Here is a 20,487-nt window from a genome sequence, read left to right as displayed (position 1 = left end):
ATTAAACCTCAATTTCTCCCATGACTTGATCCAACGCTTCAACCAGCGAATCTAATTGTGGTATCGCTTTTGATTCTAATATTTTCTGTGCTGGCATTGGGACAAATGCTCCGCCTAAACGGACAATTGGCGCTTTTAAATCCATAGAAATCTTAGACTCAGCAATAATCGACGTGATTTCTGCACTAAATCCACTATTTTTAACGGCTTCTGTTGCAACAATAACTCGTTTTGTTTTTTCAACAGAAGTTAAAATCGTTTCTTTATCAAGCGGTACCAATGTTCTTGGATCGATAACTTCCACAGAAATACCTTTTGTTTTCACGATTTCTGCAGCTTCCAAGGCCTTATTGACCATAATTCCAGTTGCAACAATCGTTACATCTTTACCTAATCGTTTTATATCCGCTACTCCGATTGGTAATGTATACGGTTCTTCTGGAACATTTCCAGTTGTGCTATAGAGTAATTTGTGTTCATAGAACATTACTGGATTGTTGTCTTTGATAGCTGCGTGCAACAAACCTTTTGCATCATACGCATTTGTCGGTTGGATTACTTTTAAACCTGGAATATGGGCCATCCAATTTTCCAAACTTTGTGAATGCTGCGCCGCTGCCCCAGTTCCTGAACCAGATGCTGTTCTCATGACTAAAGGGACTTTTGCCTTACCACTATACATATAATGAATTTTTGCCGCTTGGTTGACTAATTGATCCATCGCTACCGTAATAAAATCTGAGAATTGTAGTTCCATCACCGGACGCATCCCTGTCATAGCAGCCCCTACCGCAGCCCCAGCAATAGCACTTTCGGATATTGGTGTATCTCGAACACGTTGCTGTCCATATTTTTCTTGAAGTCCATGAGTTGCGCCAAAACCACCACCATAAATCCCGATATCTTCCCCTAATAAGAAAACACGTTCATCTTGAGCCAAAGCCTCATCTAAAGCTTCATTGATTGCTTGCAAATAAGTGATCGTTCTCATACTTCATCCTCCGCATAGACATGAGTCCATAAGTCTTCGATTGTTGGTTCACTATCAAGTTTCACCGAATCAACTATATCAGCTAACTCTTGTCGAATTGTTTTTTCTATTTTTCGAATATCTGCTTCTAGCAGTGTACCTTCTTTCATTAGTTCACTTTCTAAACGGAAAATTGGATCATTATTTTCTTTCCACTGTTGACATTCATCTTCTGAGCGATACAATAACTTGTCCGATTTAGAATGTCCTTTATGACGATAGGTCAACGCTTCAATCAATGTAGGTCCACCACCATTTCTGGCTTTTTCAACAGCATTCGAAACAGTTTGCGATACCTCAGTCAAATTATTACCATCAATTGTTATCCCTTCAATACCATAACTCATTGCTCGATTAGAGAGCTTATCGATATTAACCATTTGCTTAATAGAACTACTCATCCCATACTGATTATTTTCAATCAGGTAAATAACTGGTAATTGCCAAATAGAAGCTAGATTCAGTGCTTCATGAAAACTTCCCTCATTTGTAGCACCGTCCCCAGCGTAACATAAAACAACTTGGTCTGTTCCTTGCATTTGCGCACTCAGAGCAGCACCAGCAGCAATGGGGAAGCCAGCTCCAACAATACCATTGGAGCCTAAGTTTCCTACATCTAAATCAGCAACATGCATACTACCACCTTTGCCTTCATTGGTTCCAGTTTTCTTTCCTAGCATTTCAGCAAACATACTTCTAATATCTGTTCCCTTTGCAATACAGTGTCCATGATTTCTGTGTGTTGAAACAATCCAATCATTCTGCCTTAAAATACCTGCTCCACCAACAGCTGTTGCTTCTTGTCCAATACAAAGATGCATTGTTCCGTACAATTCCCCAGCAGAAAAAAGTTCTTGGATCATTTCTTCAAAAATACGAATTTCCCACATTTTTTTCAGTGCTTCTATACCATCAATCAATTTAGTTTGTTGTATCTTATTCACCCTTTTATTCATTTTTCCACCCCTCTTTACATTTGTTCTAGATTAGATCATATGTAAATATTCTATAATTTTCTTATAGTGATAGCAAGGTATTCTCTTCAATTTTTTTAATTCCTTATAAATTATCAAATTTCCTAGCTATTTCTACACAGATAAGCATGATTTTTCTCTTAATTCGTATATAATAGAACATGGAGGTGGAACCAAATGTTATTTCATGATGAAAAAGCTATGTTATTTTGTATGCATTGCCAAAAAGAAACACTCCATGGGATTCAATACATGAATGAAATTATTTCCAGCATTGAATGTACAGAGTGTCATAATCAAATGAGTATTGATATCGATGCAATGAATCAATTTTATCATTATTTATATGAACGCTTAGTTTCTAAGCCAGGCCGTTTAACTGAAGAAGCTAGACAGGATTTCAGTAAATTTTTAGCCACCATGCCGATGAGGATTATTAGTAAACCAATGCGTTTTACGAATGAATATAATCAAATGAATAAAGAAGTGAAGAACTACGTTTCTCGCGTAAAACAGGATGAAGAACAAGATGACTAATTTAAATCAACTGCTTTCAACAAATACAAACACTCTATTTTTATACGATCAAGGTTGTTTAACTAAACAGGACTACTTTCTTCCTTTTGCTTTAACGGATACCTTGACTACATTTTCTGGAATCAACCAGCAGCCGATCATTCATTTTTGGCAACTTGATCAAGCAATGATTCTTGGGATGAAAGATACCCGGGTAACGGATCTAAAAAATGGTTTAGCCTCTTTGAAACAAGATGGCTATAATGTCGTGATTCGTAATGCTGGTGGATTAGGTGTGATTGCTGATGATGGTATTTTGAATATCTCATTGATTTTACCAAATACAGGAAAAAAGAAAATAACTATAGATGATGCTTACACTCATATGTGGAATTGGATTAAATATGCGTTTGAAGATGGCCAACACTCCATCGAAGCGTTTGAAATTACTGAATCGTATTGTCCAGGTACATTCGATTTAAGTATCGATGGTAAAAAATTTGCAGGTATCGCTCAGCGACGAGTAAAAGACGGAATTGCGATCATGATTTATTTAAGTATCAACGGAGACCAACAAAAACGAGGTGAAAGTGTCCGTCATTTCTACAAAGCTAGTTTACACGAAGATTTTGGTAGAAATGGTTATCCTCCAGTCGATCCGGCTGTCATGGCAAATTTAGAAGATCTGCTCCAGCAGCCATTAACAATTACTGAAGTAAAAAAACGATTGATTAACGTATTATTAGATTATAGCGAAATGAATAGTGACGAAGAAATACTGACAAAATTAGCAACGACTGACTGGTTTACAACAGAAATGGATAAACAAATAGCAAAAATGGAGCAACGAAACCAACTATTGGATTAGCACTGTGTATCTATGATGCATCGCTTTGACCCATCAGCTCTTACAGCATTATTAGGAGCATCAACAAAAAGGAGTGAAACAATGCCAACACCTTATAAATATCAACTATTACCAATTGAAAAAGTTTTTAGGGATCCCGTACACAATTATATTCATGTACAACATCAAGTCATTTTAGATTTAATCAATTCAGCAGAAGTACAGCGATTACGTCGAATCAAACAATTAGGTACTTCTTCTTTTACCTTCCATGGTGCAGAACATAGTCGTTTTGCTCATTCTTTAGGTGTTTATGAAATAACTCGGCGCATTTGTGATATTTTTCAACGAAATTATTCCTCTGAACGACTAGGTGCTGAGGGTTGGGATGACAATGAACGCTTAGTTACACTTTGCGCTGCTTTACTTCATGATGTTGGTCATGGACCCTATTCTCATACTTTTGAGCATATTTTCAAGACAGATCATGAAGCAATCACTGTGGAAATCATCACTTCCCCTGAAACGGAAGTCTTTCAAATATTGAATCAAGTTTCGGCAGATTTCCCTGATAAAGTGGCTAGTGTCATCACCAAACAATACCCCAATCCTCAGGTTGTTCAAATGATTTCTAGTCAAATCGATGCTGATCGTATGGATTATTTGTTGCGCGATGCTTATTTTACGGGAACTGAGTATGGTACTTTTGATCTAACTAGAATTTTACGTGTCATTCGTCCTTATAAAGATGGTTTAGCTTTTGCCATGAACGGAATGCATGCCGTTGAGGATTATATTGTTAGCCGTTATCAAATGTATGTACAAGTTTATTTTCATCCTGTATCTCGTGGTATGGAAGTAATTTTGGATCATCTGCTTCATCGGGCAAAAGAATTATATGAAGAAAAACCAGAAGATTATCAACTACATTCTCAACTTCTGGTGCCCTTTTTCAAGGGGACCTTTTCACTACAGGAATATTTAAAATTAGACGATGGTGTTTTAAATACCTACTTTACTCAGTGGACCTCGTTACCTGATCCAATTCTTAACGATTTAGCGAACCGATTTTTAATACGCAAACCGTTAAAATCGGCTACATTCTCTGGTAATCGAGACTCTGTGACGATTCGTCATTTAAAAGCCTTAATCGAAAAAGTAGGGTACAATCCAAAATACTATACGGCAATCAACTCAAGTTATGATCTACCTTATGATTTTTATCGTCCAGAAAAAGACAGTCACCGAACCCAAATTGAAATCATGCAAAAAGATGGTACCTTGATTGAGTTATCAAAAATTAGTCATCTAGTAGCTGCACTCGCTGGGCAAACACAAATCGATGAACGTTTTTATTTTCCAAAAGAAATGGTTGACCCAAAAAGACAGCACCATTATGATTTATTTGATGACACTTATCGTGAATTTGCTGCTTATATTCATAACGGTGCATTAGTCGAAGAAAAAAATTAAAGAACAAACTATAGGAGGAACTTATGTCAGTCAAATTAGTTGCAATAGATATTGATGGAACCTTGCTTGATTCAAACAGAAAAATTAGCCCTAAAGTGAAAGAAACGCTGCAAAAAGCCAATGAAAGTGGCATGTATATTGTTTTATGTACAGGACGCCCATTGCCAGGTGTAAAAGAACAGTTGGCTGAGTTAGAGTTGTATGGCGACAATGATTATGTGATAACTTACAATGGTTCATTGGTACAGGCAACCAAATCGAATGAAATCATCTCACAATATACTCTAAGTTATGACGACTTTTTAGAAATCGAATTAATGTCCAGAAAAGTCGGTGCTCATTTACACACGATCGATGATAAAGCGATTTATACAGCCAATCGCGATATTGGTAAATACACTGTACATGAAGCATATCTTGTTGATATGCCTCTGAAATACCGTGCGGTTGATGAGATGACTCCTGATATGTCGATTATTAAAATGATGATGATCGATGAACCGGAAATTCTGGACAGCGCTATTGGTCAACTACCAGAAGAATTTAGCAGTAAATATACCACGGTCAAAAGTACTGAATTTTATTATGAAATTTTAAACAAAGAAGCTAGTAAGGGCAATGCGCTAGCAAAACTTGCAGAACATTTAGGTATCTCTCAATCTGAGACAATGGCGATTGGAGATAACGAAAATGATCTTTCAATGATCGAATATGCTGGCATTGGTGTCGCTATGGGAAATGCCACCGAAAGTGTAAAGCGTGCTGCTGATATTCAAACAACCAGTAACGATGAAGACGGCGTTGCTGAAGTGTTATTAAAATATATGTAATTGTCGTGTATAAAGCAGTTTGCAGCCATTCAGCAAACTGCTTCTTTAATTTTTCTCTCCTCATTTCAACCTAGTAAAACTTCCTTCCTTGATAAATAATGATAAATTTCGTTAGGATCATTACTAGTATCCAACAAATCATAAAATTGAGGGTCATCCAATAATCTTACCAACTCTGCCATTGCATTTAAATGACGATTATTTTCTGTTGCTGCCAAACAAAATATATATTTAACCGGATCATTCTCTTGACTGCCAAACACAATGGGATGTTTCAATACACTGATACTCATTCCTAATTTTTCTACACCGTCAACAGGTCTTGCATGCGGTAATGCAACGTGTTTAGAGATTACCATGTAAGGACCCTCATTTTTTGCAGTTTCAATAATTGTATCGATGTAATTTCGGGTAATTCTACCATCTTTTAATAATGATGCCGCAGAAAGTCGAATCGCTTCTTCCCAATTTTTAGCATGCATATCAAGTTGAATCAATTCAGGTGCTGTAATTTCTAACAGACTGGGCCCTTCTTCATTGTTTTCGGTTTGCTCTTCTTGATTTGTTAGATAATCATATAATTCTTTTTCTAAAGAAGCCCCTTCACTAATCGCAGCATATCGTTGAATGATCTCCATAATCTTGCCAACACTTGGTAATTTAAAGTTGCTATTACCGATTTGCGTATAGACATCACTAATCAAGCGATATTTTTCCCGTGTATTCATAATGGGACTAACGATATAAACAGGTTTTTTTGTATAAAATAAACGAATGTTAGGTACTGTAGAAAAAATTAAATCGTAAGAATCTGACAAACGTTCGATTTCATTTGTTTCAACTGGACCTAAAAAAGACAATTCAGGAAAAAGAACTTTTAACTCAGTATAAACTATAGAAGAACTTCCAATTCCATTTGGGCAGACAATTAATGCAACCTTTTGAGTAGTTGTATATTCATCAAAACTAGAACACAAAGAAGCAAAATGCATTGTTAAAAAAGCAATCTCATCTTCTGGAATTGGATGTTCAAATAAAGAAGCAATCGGTTTTAAGGTTTCTTCCACAATATTGAACAACTCATTATATTCATCTCTTATCTTAGTATGAAGTGGATTTACGATTGGTAATTTGAAATACAAACGATAATAAGCAGGTCTAAGATGTGTATATAATTGACGAACGACCAACTCTTGATTATTGAAACGAATACCCGATATCGCTTCAAAACGCAAGATGATCCGTTTAACTAGATTTATTATTGTTTCGTAATCTTTTGTTGAATCGTTTGGACGTCCAATTGACAAGCCAAGTATCCAAGCACATAGATACACACGTGCAGACTCATCCTCAATACCAAAATGTATTAAGATACTTTTAGAAAATTGGTATTCTTTCATTGCAATCAATGCGGATAATTGATATTTTGGGTTGACATTTGCTGTTAAAGAGAGCAATCTCTTTTTTAGAAAAATAAACGTATAAAGAAACTCAGTTAATCGGTTTTCCACAAACGAAATGCCATACCTCTTTGTATATTTTTCAACTAATTGTTTGGTTGAATCAACTGTTTCAATTTGATGTTTTTCTATAAAATGATCATATACAAACACTGTATTATTTTCAGTTGAATCCCAAATAATCATTTTCATCAAATGATACCGAATTTGTTCTTCATTTCCAACTAACTGATAGCCATTTTTTCTAGTGTAAACAAGTTGGATATTTTCCCTTTCCAATTCAATCGCCAAATTTTTCAAATCATTGATAATAGTTGTCTTGCCCACTCCTAGCTCTTCAATAAAATGATTGATCGAAAGATAGTCATCTAAAAAGTAAAATAATAATAGATACAAATATTTTGATCGTTCACAAGCGTTCATTAAATACCCTTTTAAATACGTTTTATCTGAAAGTATTGCAATAAATTGTTCTCGGAGTTGGTTCGTTAATATAATCCGATTATTTTCGATTACTAACTTGGAGCCCTTCTCGGTTGTAACATATTCATTGATTTTATCTAGTGAATACTCCAATTGTCTTTTGGTTAAACCCGTTTGATCCGTTAGTTCATCTACTTCATGTATTGAACGTTCAATCAACCGTTTCATCAGTATTCTAGAGCGCTCATCAGTCATTAAATCCCCTCCTCCAAAAACAATTTTGTTTGCTATTAAAAGTCTTACGTTTTGTTAGTTTATTTGCATTCTGTTTTTTATAACTGCTTGTCTCAATTTTTTGGCGTTTTCTGTGATTTCTTCCTTTGTTCCTTTGGTCAAAAGACTGCCAATCCCAACACAATCTACTCCACTTTTTAACCATTCATCAATATTTTTTAAATTAGCGCCACCTGATGACATAATGGGAAGATGAGGCGTCGGTGTTTTCAGCGTCGCAATCAATGTCGGTCCATAATACGTTGAAATCGGAAATGCCTTGACCATTGCCGCACCTGCTTCAATTGCGATGATCATTTCCGTCATACTGGTACACCCAGGCATATAAGGGATTTGATATCGATTGCATAATTTACAAACAGATTCGTTGTAATTAGGAGCGATAATGAATTTGGCCCCAGCCAAAATAGCTAATCTAGCCGTTTCACTGTCTAAAACAGTTCCTGCACCAACTAGTAATTGCTCTTGGTATTGTTCATTCAACTGCCGAATGATCTCTCCTGCATTAGGTAAAGTATAACTAATTTCTAAACAATCTACTCCACCTGCTAAACAGCCATCCGCAATTTCAACAGCTCGTTTCATCGTATGCACTCTAACAATCGCCATGATACTTGTTTCTTCAATTCGATTTAGGATACTTGTTCTAAGCATAATTACCCTCCTTTATATAAATGAAAAATTTTCTTTATAATAATCCATTGTTTGAGCTATTTCTGATAATACTTCATCACTCAGTGGTAAAACAGGCAATCTTGGATCCCCAACATTGATTCCTTGATAACTGATTGCGGCTTTTAAAACAGATGGAATAGTACCTAACGTTAAAATACGACGAAATTCTTCAATACTGTTCTGCATTATTTGCGCTTTTTCTACCTTACCTTCTAACCAGTATTGATAAATCGCTACATCGATTTCAGTCAATACATTTGAAGTAGCTGCAATCGCTCCTGTAGCACCTATTTTTAAAGCATCTAGAATCAACGAATCTGATCCAGACAAAACAGAGAAATTTTGTTCTTTGGATACCGCAAGATATTCTTTTAGATTGTCGATCTTACCGCTACTATCTTTGATACCAATTATATTTTGATGTCCAGCTAGTTTTCTAACGGTGTTAGAACTGATGCTTATTCCAGTATTCTTTGGTATATTATATAACATTATAGGTGCTATATTAGCATCTGCAATCGTAAAATAGTGATTCATCAGTTCAGTTTCAGTAGGTTGAACAAAATAAGGCGTGATGACAGATAAAGCGTCTGCACCCAAAGCTGTCATTTCTTTTGATAAAGAAACAACATGGTCCGTGCTATTTCCACCGGTTCCTATAAATACAGGCAGTCGACCATTTGTCTCGTTAATGACGGTTTCAGCAAACCTTAGTTTTTCTAAATCGCTTAATACGTGGAATTCACCATTCGTTCCAAGAATAAACAATCCATTGACGTTTTTATCGATCAAATGATTCACCAATTGCTTTGTCACAACTAAATCGATACTATTAGTTCTATCTAGAGGGGTGACCATTGCTGTAATGATTCCTTCTGGTTTCATTTTAGTTCACCTTTCTTTACTCATTTTTTGAGATACTTTTACCTAGCGCTCCTCCAGGATGCCACTTGACATATTCTTTGTTCGTTAATCCTTTTTCCTCTTGTAATAGAATGCTTAAAGATTGAAGAATCACGACTTCCGCTAAAATTGATGCGCGGGGAGGCTTGTTCAGCGAATCCCCTTCTTTTTCCACCCCAGCAAAAAGAAAACAATCACTGTTTTTTGATAGCCATGAGTTTTTTTTACCCGTAACAGAAATAATTTTGGCTCCATTATTTTTGAGTGTTCGGACTGTTTTTTTTAATTCTTCTGTCTCACCGCTATTTGAAATAGATAAAACGATATCTTCTTCTCTAACTTGTCCAGCTGACCCATGAATTGCCTCAGTTCCATCTAAAAAGTAGGCAGGTGTTCCTGTCGAAGAAAATAACGAGGCGATATATTCAGCTACATGCCCTGGCTTACCAATTCCAGTCACATGAACGCGACCTCCATTCTTTTCAGATTTTAGAATCAACTCTTTAACCTTAAACAATTGTTCTACCGATATCCCTTGAATGAATCTCGTTAATTCTTCAGTTGTTGTTTCAAAAAAATTTAATAGTACCTGATCTGTTTCTTGTCTAATCATTCTAACTATATCTCCAATCTATTATATTAGGAAAATAGACTTAATACTTTTTCAATAAATATTCCGATTACATTGTAATCAATATTTGGGAATGTTGACCCTTCTAATCCCATACTTCCATATACTGGATAAAGAATCGTGGGTAAAAAGGCTAGTAGCAATCCAACAATAAACGATCCTGCCACAGCTCCACGCCATCCGCCAGTTGAATTACCAAAAACACCTGCCGTTCCGCCAGAGAAAAAACAGATATGAGCTGCTGGAATGATAACGATTGGAAATTTAAAAATCACCATGATTGCAACACCCACTAACCCTGCTGCATACGCTGAAAGAAACCCTACAATGACAGCTGTTGGTGCATAAGGAAAGACAGTTGGAACATCTAATGCTGGACGAGAATTTGGAATAAATTTTTCGGAAATAGAAACGAAAGCAGCTGTAATTTCTGCCAAGAACATACGTACACCTGTCATTAAAATAGACATCCCTGCTGTAAAAGTAAATGCTTGAATCATCGGGAAAACTAACCAATGAGTAGTTCCAGCCAATTCTTGTGTAACGTCACGCCCCGCTTTTAAAGCGGATACATAAAAGATAATTAGCATAATCACCGCAACACCCATCAAAAAGTCTCTAAAAAAAGACAACCATTTCGGAAAATTGATATGTTCGGTACTTTTATCTTCATGTTTGCTAAAAAGTTTACCGATATAACCAGATAGCGAATAACCAATCATATTAAAATGACCAATTGCAACATCATCACTGCCTGTAATTTTCCGCATAAACGGTTGACATAATTGAGGAAGAGCAGCAGAACAAAAACCTAAAATTGTTCCTCCTAAAATAATTGCAGCAACATCAGAAATTCCATGAGACTTGATGATCAACGAAAGAACACAAGCGAAGAATAAACTATGTCCTGTGGTAAAAAAGATATTTTTCATTGGCGTAATGCGCGCAAAGACTAAGTTCATTAAAAATCCTAAGATCAACGTGCAGGATGTTACCAAAGCATATTGTTCTTGTGCCATAGCTGTGGCCGCTTCAGGTGAAGCAACAACACCGACAATGTTAAATCCTGTTTGAAATAGTTTATTGAAATTCTGCAAAGCGCCAGTCATCAACGCTCCGCCCGCGCTAAACACCATAAACCCAATAATTGTTTTAAATGTACCCGTTAAAATTTCGGTGCCTGTTTTCTTTTGTGCAACTAGTCCTACAAACGCCACGATACCAAGTAGAATAGCTGGTGTGCTTAAAAAACTAATAATAAAATCCACTTTTTTTCATCTCCTTATGTGTACAAACGTATCAACGGTTCAAAAATTCACTTAATTTATTTTCTATTTCGATTTTATCCACGATATTATTGATGCCGATAATCGTTTGTTTTAAGTTTTGTGACTCTAGCTCTTTTGCGACATCCGCTAAAGTTATTAATAAATCACCATCAAAACCTGATACGGCATCTAAGGAAGAATGCTCAACTTGAATGGGAAACCCGTTTTCTTTGATTACTTGTTCCGTTTTTATTTTTAACATCAAGCTTGAACCGACTCCAGCTCTACAAGCTACTAATGCTTTGTGCATACTGTCCATCTCCTATTCTGATTCAATGATATAGTCTAAAATATCCATTGGTTTTTTTGCGGTATCTAATACGTGATAAAACGTTTGGTCGCTTAATAAATTGACAAGTTCAGCCATCGATTCTAAATGTGTTTCACTATCTTTGGCACTCATACAAAAAAGATATTTCACTGGGTCATTGGTTTTATTTCCTGACTTAACTGGCGTTTTTAGTGTCGTTATGCCCATTGCTAAATCTAATGCTCCATATTGAGTTGGTGCGTGAGGTAGCGCTACATTCTTTGTAATCACAATATAGGGTCCTATTTTTTGCGTTGTTTCAATAATTTTTTCGATATACTCAGATGTAATTTTACCTCCAATAAGTAAAGGTTCTGCGGATTTTCGGATTGCCTCTTCCCAATCCGTCACTTCAAGTTCTAATTGGATAAATTCTTCTTTTATCATCTCACTTAACAATATGCAACACCCCTTTTAAATTTCACCAAGCGTACGACTTATTGGTTCCATTTCAATATAATCTGTTTATGAAACGTTTTCAATCTCTTTTGCTGCCTTATTTTGTTTGCCTCATAAACAAAAAGTGGTCTATCAAAATCAGGTAAGTTCAACATAAATTGCTCTTTGATGAAAAACCTTCAGAAAATGTAAAATATCTCGATCAAACAGTTTCCTTATTTCTTTTGTTTGTGTCAAACAATGCACTATTTCAAAACAAACACTACACTGAATCATCTTTTTTTAAGAATCTTATTGTAATTTATCATGATTTTTTCACGGTTTATATTCATTCTCAAACAAAAAGAAAGCAAATCATGCTTGATTTGCTTTCTTTGACGACCTTATTTTATTTATTTGTTTCTTTTCCATTTATGTACTGCCCATTTATGACTGCCGCGCTTTAGTAAATCAATTCCCTCATCGACAGATACCCAGCAGATTGTGTTAGTCTTTTCTAAAGGATCACCTATCTGAGTCCAACTATCTGCAACAAAGAAATATCCAGGATTATGATAATCGGTACTCCTATGTCTTGAGTGAAAGTATTCGTCTGCTTGTCCTAGATACTCGCCGATAACAACTTCAATCCCAAGTTCTTCAATCATTTCTCGGTGAATTGCTTCTTCCTTCGTCTCACCTTGTTCAATTTCTCCGCCCGGTAAAAAATAGGCTCCATTCGGCGCTTGTACTAATACTATTTCTGTACCATTCTTTCTTGATACGATAATATATGCGCCTAGTCTTTTTTTATATAGGACTTTTTCCGATTTTTCACCGAATGACGGTGTTTTCATAAAAACAACTCCTTTTTCTTTTAATTTAATTTTACATGAGAATTTTCTCATGAACAAGTAATAACTTATCATTTCACTCACAATTTTATTAAAGTCTATGCTACTATAAAAATATCAGCAGATTATTTCTAGTATCTGCGGTAATTTCCACTTTTGAAAGGAAGATGATTCGTATGAAAATGGCTCACACTTGTGTCCGTGTCAAAGATTTAGAAGCGTCGCTAGAATTTTATCAAAAGGCATTCAATTTTGAAGAAAGCCGTCGCCGTGATTTTCCAGAAAATAAATTTACTTTAGTTTATCTAACATTACCAGGTGATGGTTATGAACTAGAGTTAACGTATAATTATGATCATGAAGCATATGATTTAGGTAATGGTTATGGTCACATTGCGATTAGTACCGACGAAATTGAGAAATTGCATGAAGAGCAAAAAAGTGCTGGTTTCACTGTTACTGATATGAAAGGCTTACCTGGAACTCCTCCTTCATATTATTTTATTACTGATCCAGATGGTTATAAAATCGAAGTTATTCGTAGTCGTTAATGAAAAACAGTTGGTCACCATTTGGCAGGAGCTGAACGGCGACCAATTGTTTTTTTCTGACTTTTACTATCTAATTTTAGATCCAAATATAGTTAAAAGCAATTTATGGCGCTATTTCTTAAAAATAGTGATACACTGTTATTCTATCTATTAATTGAGGACGTGAACAAATGACAACAACTATCGGCATCGCAGGAAATCAAATTATTCAATCCGCTGACATTTTCAACGGAAACTATGTAAGTTATACACCACAAGGATTCGTAACGGCTATTCAAAAAGCAGGTGGATTACCGCTTGTTTTACCTATTAGTGCTGAAGAATCAGCCGCAGCTTATATTTCTAAAATCGACAAATTATTATTAGCTGGAGGACAAGATATTTCTCCTGATTTATTTGGAGAAGAGCCTCATCCAAAACTTGAAGAAACAAATCGCAATCGTGATCTTTTTGAACTAGCTTTGATCAAAGAAGCGCTGAAACAACATAAACCAATTTTTGCAGTTTGTCGCGGCATGCAGCTGATAAATGTTGCTCTGGGAGGAACGTTGTATCAAGATCTTTCTTTAAACTCAGAATGGAAAATCAAACATGGTCAACAACTTACCCAACCTCAATTTGCAACACACGGTATTGAAATAGAACAAGGAAGCACTCTTTATCAAGTATTCGGAGGAAGCTATCGTGTTAATTCTTATCATCATCAAGCAATCAACGTTTTAGCACCGTCGCTAAAAATTACTGCAAAATCATCTGATGGCATTGCAGAAGCTATTGAGTCAACCGATGCAAATCAAAAATTACTGGGTGTTCAATGGCATCCTGAACTTCGTTTTGATATAGACACAAAGGAATTTGCGTTATTTGATTATTTTGTTAATCAATTATAAAAAATACGGTAAAAGATCAACGTTACGTGATCTTTTACCGTATTTTTTTAAGATGACTTTGATTTAAAAATCAAAGTTATCTGGATCTGGCCCTAAACGTTCATTTGTATTTAGTGCATCGATTTGTTTGATATCATCTTTAGTCAGTTCAAAATCAAATACATCGAAGTTTTGTTTGATACGCTCTTCATGTACTGATTTTGGAATAACGATAATATCATTTTGTAAATGCCAACGAATAATGACTTGGGCTGCTGTTTTGTTATACTTCTCTCCAATTTCAACCAAAGTAGGATTTTCTAAAATTTTACCTTGTCCTAATGGAGACCACGCTTCGACAGCAATTTTTTTATCCGTTAAAAACTTACGTAACGGTTCTTGTGTCAAAGTAGGATGAAGTTCGATTTGATCAACTTGTGGTATAACCTTTGCATCTTTTAGAAGATCCTCAATATGGTGTTCATGGAAGTTAGAAACACCTATAGCTTTAGCTCGTCCACTTTGATAGATTTCCTCCATCGCCCGCCACGAATCTTTATATTTACCTTCTACTGGCCAATGGATCAAATATAAATCAACATAATCTAAGCCAAGTTTATTTAAACTCTCGTCAAATGCTTTTAACGTTGAATCATAGCCTTGATCCGCATTCCACAATTTAGTTGTAACAAAGATTTCTTCTCTAGGAACACCTGACGCACGAATTCCTTCACCAACACTCACTTCATTTTTATAAGCTGCTGCAGTATCAATCAAACGATAACCCGCTTGCAAGGCCCATTTCACAGAATCCACAGCCTCAGCGCCATCTTTTACTTGCCATACCCCTAAACCCAAACGTGGGATAATCGAACCGTTTGTTAACTCTTTTGTTTTTTCAAAAGCCATATTTTTTCCATCCTTTCTTAGAAAAGTGAATACCTATTAAGTATACTCCTTAAATTTCTAGATGAAAAATAACTAGATTATAAACGACGATTTTTTACTTCTTTTTTAGCATCTTGTATAGAAATCTCTTACTTGGTAGCTTATGATAAAGAATGATTCTATTTAGTACAAAGAAAGGCTGACCGTAATGACAATCGATTTTAAAAACCATATTGACAACTATCTTGAAGAACGAAAAACCTTTAGTAACATTTCAAAAAAAACATTAAAAGCATACTATTCTGACTTAATAAATTTGAATGAGTTCTGTTCAATTAATAATTATGCATACCCTATTGGTATTACTAAATATATTAGCGAATTTCAACAAACATTAAAAGCAACCACGTTAAAACGTAAAATTGTCGTTTTCAAAATGTTTTATCGCTATTTAGCTAACGAAAACTTAATGGAGCTATCCTTAATACAAAAACCAAACTTTAATTACTACTATATCACACCAAGAAAACTGCCTAAAATTGTAACACCTGAAGAGATAAATAAGATGTTAAAACAAATGTATTCACTTCAATCTACTAATTTAACACCTTCAAAACGAATAAATCTTATTCGGGATATTGCCTTAATTGAGCTTTTGATTGCAACTGGGATTCGAATTGGCGAAGCACATGCTTTGAATATTGTTGATTATCAACCAAAATCTAAAGCTATATTTCTAAATAAATACGGTAAACGACTTTCAATTTATGGAATTGAAAATATCTATTCCAAGTATCGAGATTTAGCAAATATTGCCCCTACCTCTACTCCTCATCATTTACGGCATACATTTGCTACTGAATTGTTGTCAAATGGTGCAGATATTCGAGAGGTCCAAGAATTACTTGGACATTCCAGTATTGTGACGACACAGATTTATACTGCGGTGAGTACTAATCAGAAGATCAAAGTGTTAGACACTTATAATTTGAGGAATAAATTGCATCCAAAAACCTCCGAATAACTATAAATTATTTGAATATAATTATATCACAAGAGAATATAATAATTAACAAAAAAAATACTTATTCATACAAATAGATATTTAACATTTCTTTTACTAGCATAGTAAAAGAGTAATATACATTTACTTTAGTCTTAAATTAAAAAAGCTAGATTTACTCTTAACCGTTTTGAAACCAAAAAAGAAAACAACGAGAACAACTCGTCATTTTCTTTTTGATAACTCTAATTTTTTTCTACACCGTTATATTTCTAATCCAACCATCAGGTGCAGCTATATCTCCAAATTGAATACCTGTTAATTCATCATACAGTTTTTGTGTCACAGGTCCAACTTCTGTCTCGCTATAAAATACATGGAAATCATCATAAGTTTGAATAGCACCAATCGGTGAAATCACAGCCGCAGTTCCGCAAGCACCAGCTTCTTTAAATTGATCCAAAGAATCAATATAAACATCTTCTTCTACGGCCTCCATACCAAGATTATGCTCCGCTAAATAAAGCAGTGAATACTTGGTTATACTTGGCAAAATTGATGGTGATAATGGTGTGATAAAGCGATCATCTTTCGTGATCCCGAAGAAATTAGCAGAACCGACCTCTTCAATTTTTGTATGTGTTTTTGGATCAAGATAAATACAATCCGAAAAACTTTTCTCTTTTGCTTCTTCTCCAGGTAAAAAACTAGCCGCATAGTTTCCACCAACTTTGATTGCGCCAGTTCCTTGAGGTGCCGCACGATCATAATCAGAAAAAATAAAGTTGGTAGGAGTTAGCCCGCCTTTAAAGTAAGCACCTACTGGCATACAAAAAACGGTAAATAAATATTCAGGGGCTGGTTTTACACCGATTCCTTCCCCAACACCGATCAAAAGTGGACGAAGATATAGTGTTGCACCACTACCATAAGGTGGTACAAATGCTTCGTTGGCCTTTACAACTTCTTCTACTGCGCGAATAAATTTATCTTCTGGGACTTCTGCCATTAATAAACGTCTAGCGCTTCGGTTCATGCGTTTAGAATTTTCATCCACTCGAAATAAATTAATTGAGCCATCTTTGCAACGATAGGCCTTTAATCCTTCAAAACATTGCTGACCATAATGTAGTGCTGCAGATCCTTCATGAATATGCAGTGTATTGTCCTCTGTCAATTCGCCTTCGTCCCATTGACCATTTTTCCAAGTCGAAATATATCTAAATGGTGTTTTTATATAATCGAAGCCTAAGTTATCCCAATCTATTGTCATACGATCACTCCTTATTTTCAGAATATTGTAACACATTTCCAATGAATTTGTTAAGCTTTTTACATAAATAATGACATCTTTTTTCAAATTCAAGTATAATGATACAGTAATCATCTTTAAAAAAGAAAGTTGGGATATCCTTGATTATTTTTGGGCAATCCGTATCCAGTTCGACTATTGAAAGCACAATGGATTCTACAATTGACATAAAAACTGCTACTGAAAATAAAGTGAATGCATTTCAACGATTTTGGAATGGCATTAACTGGGATCAGATCATCGCTACTTTGATTGAAAAAGTGATTTATCTCCTTTTTCTGATTCTTCTTTTCGCATTTTTGAATCGTATAGGTAAAGCTCTTATTGATAAAACGTATGGCAATTATAGTAAAAAACAATCATTCAGTGAAAGTCGTTTAAAAACGTTGCATACCTTGATTAACAATGCTTTTCAATATACACTTTTTTTCTTTTTCATTTACTCTTTACTAACAGTTGTTGGGGTTCCAGTCGGTTCACTTCTTGCAGGAGCCGGGATTGCTGGGGTCGCGATTGGTTTAGGTGCTCAAGGGTTCATGAATGATCTCATCACAGGATTCTTTATTATTTTAGAACAGCAAATGGATGTTGGTGATTATGTTCGTTTAACTGCACTTGGAATTGAAGGTACGGTTACAGCGGTCGGACTTCGAACCACTCAAATGAAAGCTTTAGATGGTACAGTTCATTTCATTCCTAATCGAAATATCACGACGATAAGTAACCTTTCCCGATCTAATATGCAAGTCTTAATCGATGTTCGGATCATGCCAGATGAGGGGTACGATCAAATCACAGCTATCATCGACCAAGTCAACCTTGAGTTGAAAGAAAAATACTCAGAAAGCATTCAAACAGGTCCAACAATCTTCGGAATGGTCGATCTTGGAAATGGGAATTTTGCAGTACGCACAACCATGTATGTATTGAATGGAAAACAAGCGCCCATCAGAGAAGAGTTTTTGGCTCAATATGTGAAAAAATTATCTGAAGCTAACTTTACTATTCCAAATACACCGATTACTATAAAATAACAAAGCGTGGAGCAAAACTAAAAATTAGTTTTGTTCCACGCTTTAAATCCATACAAACGGCGAGATAAAAGTAGCTTATTTATCAGAGCTGAACGTTTTTATCTCGTTCTTTTTTATTTATCTAATGATTTCAAAAAGTTGCTGATATGTTCTACAGCAAAAGGAATCGCTTCTTCTTTTGGCTCAAATTTCGCAGAATGCAGACCGTATTCACTGTCCACTCCTAGCCAAAACATCGTTCCTGGTACTTTAGATAATAAATAACCAAAATCTTCACCTGTCATAGCTACCTCTGCATCTTCGAATAAAACACCTGGTTCATGTTCCATAAATGACATAAAATTTTCTGTTGTTTCTTTATTATTGATCACAGGAACATATCCTTTTTGATCCAGTGATACATCTACCTCACAGTTAAACGATTTCGCAATTCCTTCTCCGATTTCTCTAATTCTAATTTGTGTCAATTGATTCATTTCTTCAGTTAAGGTTCTAATCGTCCCAGAAATTGTAGCTTCTCCTGCGATCACATTGGTTGCACTCCCTGCATTAAATGTACCAAATGTAACTACGGCCCCTTCAACTGGGTTAACATTTCGACTGACAATTGTTTGCGCCTGCTGGACAAGGCTCATACCAGCTATAATCATATCATTTGAGGCATGTGGGAAAGCCGCATGTCCACCTTTACCTATTAATCTGATTTGGACTTCACAAGTTGCAGCAAAAAGTGTCCCGATTTTTGTTGTAATCTTTCCCACCGGCAATTCAGGATTAACGTGCAATCCATAAAATTCATCAGGCAACCACGAACCGAAAGCACCGTCTTCATACATCAACATGCCGCCAGCTTCGTTTTCTTCTGCTGGCTGAAAAAGGAATAGATAATTATTTTCTGGCTGTGTAAGAATCAACTGTTCCAGTAATCCTAAACCAATTGTCATATGAAAGTCGTGTCCACAGGCATGCATATACCCTTTGTGTGTAGACTGGAAATTTGAAATAACTTCCTCCGTGATTGGCAAACCATCAATATCTGCACGCCAACCAAACGTCTTTTTGGGATCTTTTCCGTGGACAAAAACCATTATTCCAGTTCGCCAAGTTTTATATTCTACAAATTCTTTATCAATGGATTTGATAATTTTTAATAAGAATTTTTGTGTTTTTTCTTCTTCTAACCCAATTTCAGGTATTTTGTGTAACTGTCTACGAATCTCAATCAAACGTTCTTGAATCACTGCTCATCTGCCTCTTTTCTATTTCTCTATGTCTTATTGTTGAATAAAATGCTTATTATGTCAATCCTTCTTAAGAGAAATTTTGCAGTCTTAAACCGTTCAACTATTATTTTTTCTGTAAAAAGTGCTGAGCAAATGCGCTGATTTTCTCTAAATCGATTCCTTTTAATTTGTTCTCCTCACTTACTGGAACCCAGGAAGGTTTGTACCCACCAAAAGAAACGATTGCAATCGCTTTTTCTCTAATAGCTTCTGGAATACTTGCAATGATTACATCCTCTGTTGTTTTGGGTTTTGAATTACATAAGTAACAAGCAATCATTTTAGTTAGTAGCACAGTTTGATTTTTTTTTAAAAAATCTCTAATTGGTTTATACATCTTATCATTTCGAACTCCAGCACCCACAATTATATGCGTATATTCGTCTATAACTGGGCTCTCTTGATCAATATCGATAATTATAGAATTGCTGATTTCTTTGTATAATCGTTCTGCACATTCTTTAGATGCACCTGATTTGGTTCCATAAATGATCAATGTTTTCATTTGACTCAGCCTCAATTCTCTCTTCACTTTACAGATAACAGCTAGCTTGTTATCATAGATTTATTCAAAACTATTTTGACGAAAAAGTATCTCGTTTAACGAGATATATTAAGCAT

At 35.4% G+C, this 20,487-nt stretch carries 22 protein-coding genes; 8 read left to right on the top strand and 14 right to left on the bottom strand.

Translation table 11 applies throughout. The features are described from left to right. Position 1 precedes the first annotated feature (1 nt). Together IGJ02_RS07915 and IGJ02_RS07910 are read right to left on the bottom strand one after the other, a co-directional pair. Positions 2-991: an alpha-ketoacid dehydrogenase subunit beta gene (locus IGJ02_RS07915; RefSeq protein WP_430604007.1), complete on the bottom strand. Its 990-nt coding sequence runs from the start codon at positions 989-991 to the stop codon at positions 2-4. Continuing rightward, positions 988-1,986: a thiamine pyrophosphate-dependent dehydrogenase E1 component subunit alpha gene (locus IGJ02_RS07910; protein ID WP_430604005.1), complete on the bottom strand. Its 999-nt coding sequence runs from the start codon at positions 1,984-1,986 to the stop codon at positions 988-990. The genes IGJ02_RS07915 and IGJ02_RS07910 overlap by 4 nt, the downstream gene beginning before the upstream one ends. A 195-nt stretch (positions 1,987-2,181) precedes the next feature. On the opposite strand from IGJ02_RS07910, the gene IGJ02_RS07905 reads away from it, so the two are divergent. The 4 genes from IGJ02_RS07905 (at position 2,182) to yidA (ending at position 5,670) form a co-directional block, all read left to right on the top strand. After that, entirely contained in the window at positions 2,182-2,541 is a 360-nt protein-coding gene (locus IGJ02_RS07905) for a hypothetical protein (protein WP_430604003.1), read from the top strand. Next, entirely contained in the window at positions 2,534-3,388 is an 855-nt protein-coding gene (locus IGJ02_RS07900) for a lipoate--protein ligase family protein (protein WP_430604001.1), read from the top strand. The genes IGJ02_RS07905 and IGJ02_RS07900 overlap by 8 nt, the downstream gene beginning before the upstream one ends. 81 nt (positions 3,389-3,469) lie before the next feature. After that, positions 3,470-4,840, top strand: coding sequence for an HD domain-containing protein (locus IGJ02_RS07895; protein ID WP_430603999.1), 1,371 nt, complete (start codon positions 3,470-3,472; stop codon positions 4,838-4,840). A 23-nt stretch (positions 4,841-4,863) separates the two neighbouring features. After that, positions 4,864-5,670 carry a sugar-phosphatase gene (yidA, locus tag IGJ02_RS07890; RefSeq protein ID WP_010761294.1) on the top strand — a complete coding sequence of 269 codons (807 nt, stop codon included), beginning with the start codon at positions 4,864-4,866 and terminating at the stop codon, positions 5,668-5,670. A 65-nt stretch (positions 5,671-5,735) separates the two neighbouring features. Here yidA and IGJ02_RS07885 read toward each other — a convergent pair whose 3' ends face one another. The 8 genes from IGJ02_RS07885 to IGJ02_RS07850 form a co-directional block, all read right to left on the bottom strand. Continuing rightward, positions 5,736-7,808, bottom strand: a complete 2,073-nt coding sequence (locus tag IGJ02_RS07885; RefSeq protein WP_430603998.1) for a BglG family transcription antiterminator — start codon at positions 7,806-7,808, stop codon at positions 5,736-5,738. A gap of 54 nt (positions 7,809-7,862) precedes the next feature. Further along, positions 7,863-8,501 (bottom strand): bifunctional 4-hydroxy-2-oxoglutarate aldolase/2-dehydro-3-deoxy-phosphogluconate aldolase, encoded by a 639-nt coding sequence (gene eda / locus IGJ02_RS07880; protein ID WP_010761292.1) that lies wholly within the window; start codon positions 8,499-8,501, stop codon positions 7,863-7,865. Between the two features lie 12 nt (positions 8,502-8,513). After that, a complete protein-coding gene (gene dapA, locus IGJ02_RS07875; protein ID WP_010761291.1) occupies positions 8,514-9,407 on the bottom strand; it encodes a 4-hydroxy-tetrahydrodipicolinate synthase in 894 nt (297 codons plus the stop codon). A 16-nt stretch (positions 9,408-9,423) separates the two neighbouring features. Next, positions 9,424-10,038, bottom strand: a complete 615-nt coding sequence (locus IGJ02_RS07870) for a KpsF/GutQ family sugar-phosphate isomerase (RefSeq protein WP_430603996.1) — start codon at positions 10,036-10,038, stop codon at positions 9,424-9,426. Positions 10,039-10,064: 26 nt separating this feature from the next. Then, positions 10,065-11,324: a PTS ascorbate transporter subunit IIC gene (locus tag IGJ02_RS07865; protein ID WP_430603994.1), complete on the bottom strand. Its 1,260-nt coding sequence runs from the start codon at positions 11,322-11,324 to the stop codon at positions 10,065-10,067. Between the two features lie 31 nt (positions 11,325-11,355). After that, positions 11,356-11,634, bottom strand: coding sequence for a PTS sugar transporter subunit IIB (locus IGJ02_RS07860; RefSeq protein ID WP_010761288.1), 279 nt, complete (start codon positions 11,632-11,634; stop codon positions 11,356-11,358). 12 nt (positions 11,635-11,646) lie between these two features. Then, entirely contained in the window at positions 11,647-12,093 is a 447-nt protein-coding gene (locus tag IGJ02_RS07855) for a PTS sugar transporter subunit IIA (RefSeq protein WP_010761287.1), read from the bottom strand. A 392-nt stretch (positions 12,094-12,485) separates the two neighbouring features. After that, on the bottom strand, positions 12,486-12,929 hold the full coding sequence (locus IGJ02_RS07850) for an NUDIX hydrolase (RefSeq protein WP_430603993.1): 444 nt from the start codon (positions 12,927-12,929) through the stop codon (positions 12,486-12,488). Between the two features lie 173 nt (positions 12,930-13,102). On the opposite strand from IGJ02_RS07850, the gene gloA reads away from it, so the two are divergent. Together gloA and IGJ02_RS07840 are read left to right on the top strand one after the other, a co-directional pair. Then, positions 13,103-13,477: a lactoylglutathione lyase gene (gloA, locus tag IGJ02_RS07845; RefSeq protein WP_010761285.1), complete on the top strand. Its 375-nt coding sequence runs from the start codon at positions 13,103-13,105 to the stop codon at positions 13,475-13,477. A 170-nt stretch (positions 13,478-13,647) separates the two neighbouring features. Then, positions 13,648-14,367, top strand: a complete 720-nt coding sequence (locus IGJ02_RS07840) for a gamma-glutamyl-gamma-aminobutyrate hydrolase family protein (RefSeq protein WP_430603991.1) — start codon at positions 13,648-13,650, stop codon at positions 14,365-14,367. Between the two features lie 63 nt (positions 14,368-14,430). Here IGJ02_RS07840 and IGJ02_RS07835 read toward each other — a convergent pair whose 3' ends face one another. After that, positions 14,431-15,255, bottom strand: a complete 825-nt coding sequence (locus IGJ02_RS07835) for an aldo/keto reductase (protein WP_430603989.1) — start codon at positions 15,253-15,255, stop codon at positions 14,431-14,433. A gap of 187 nt (positions 15,256-15,442) precedes the next feature. On the opposite strand from IGJ02_RS07835, the gene IGJ02_RS07830 reads away from it, so the two are divergent. Continuing rightward, a complete protein-coding gene (locus IGJ02_RS07830; RefSeq protein ID WP_430603988.1) occupies positions 15,443-16,258 on the top strand; it encodes a tyrosine-type recombinase/integrase in 816 nt (271 codons plus the stop codon). 235 nt (positions 16,259-16,493) lie between these two features. Here the strand turns inward: IGJ02_RS07830 and IGJ02_RS07825 are convergent, their stop codons facing one another. Then, the gene (locus IGJ02_RS07825; RefSeq protein ID WP_430603986.1) at positions 16,494-17,510 is read right to left on the bottom strand and encodes a branched-chain amino acid aminotransferase; all 1,017 of its coding nucleotides are present in this window, start codon (positions 17,508-17,510) and stop codon (positions 16,494-16,496) included. A 140-nt stretch (positions 17,511-17,650) separates the two neighbouring features. Here IGJ02_RS07825 and IGJ02_RS07820 point away from each other — a divergent pair, with 140 nt between their 5' ends. Then, a complete protein-coding gene (locus IGJ02_RS07820; protein WP_430603984.1) occupies positions 17,651-18,583 on the top strand; it encodes a mechanosensitive ion channel family protein in 933 nt (310 codons plus the stop codon). Between the two features lie 113 nt (positions 18,584-18,696). On the opposite strand, the gene IGJ02_RS07815 is transcribed toward IGJ02_RS07820, so the two are convergent. Beyond that, positions 18,697-19,824 carry an N-acetyldiaminopimelate deacetylase gene (locus IGJ02_RS07815; protein ID WP_430603983.1) on the bottom strand — a complete coding sequence of 376 codons (1,128 nt, stop codon included), beginning with the start codon at positions 19,822-19,824 and terminating at the stop codon, positions 18,697-18,699. 106 nt (positions 19,825-19,930) lie between these two features. Next, positions 19,931-20,371: a flavodoxin domain-containing protein gene (locus IGJ02_RS07810; RefSeq protein WP_430603982.1), complete on the bottom strand. Its 441-nt coding sequence runs from the start codon at positions 20,369-20,371 to the stop codon at positions 19,931-19,933. Positions 20,372-20,487: the final 116 nt, after the last annotated feature.

Source organism: Enterococcus sp. DIV0724b (genome assembly GCF_050531475.1).
In the GTDB taxonomy this organism is placed as follows: Bacteria; Bacillota; Bacilli; order Lactobacillales; family Enterococcaceae; genus Enterococcus_L; species Enterococcus_L haemoperoxidus.
This window is presented reverse-complemented; position numbering and strand designations above follow the sequence as displayed.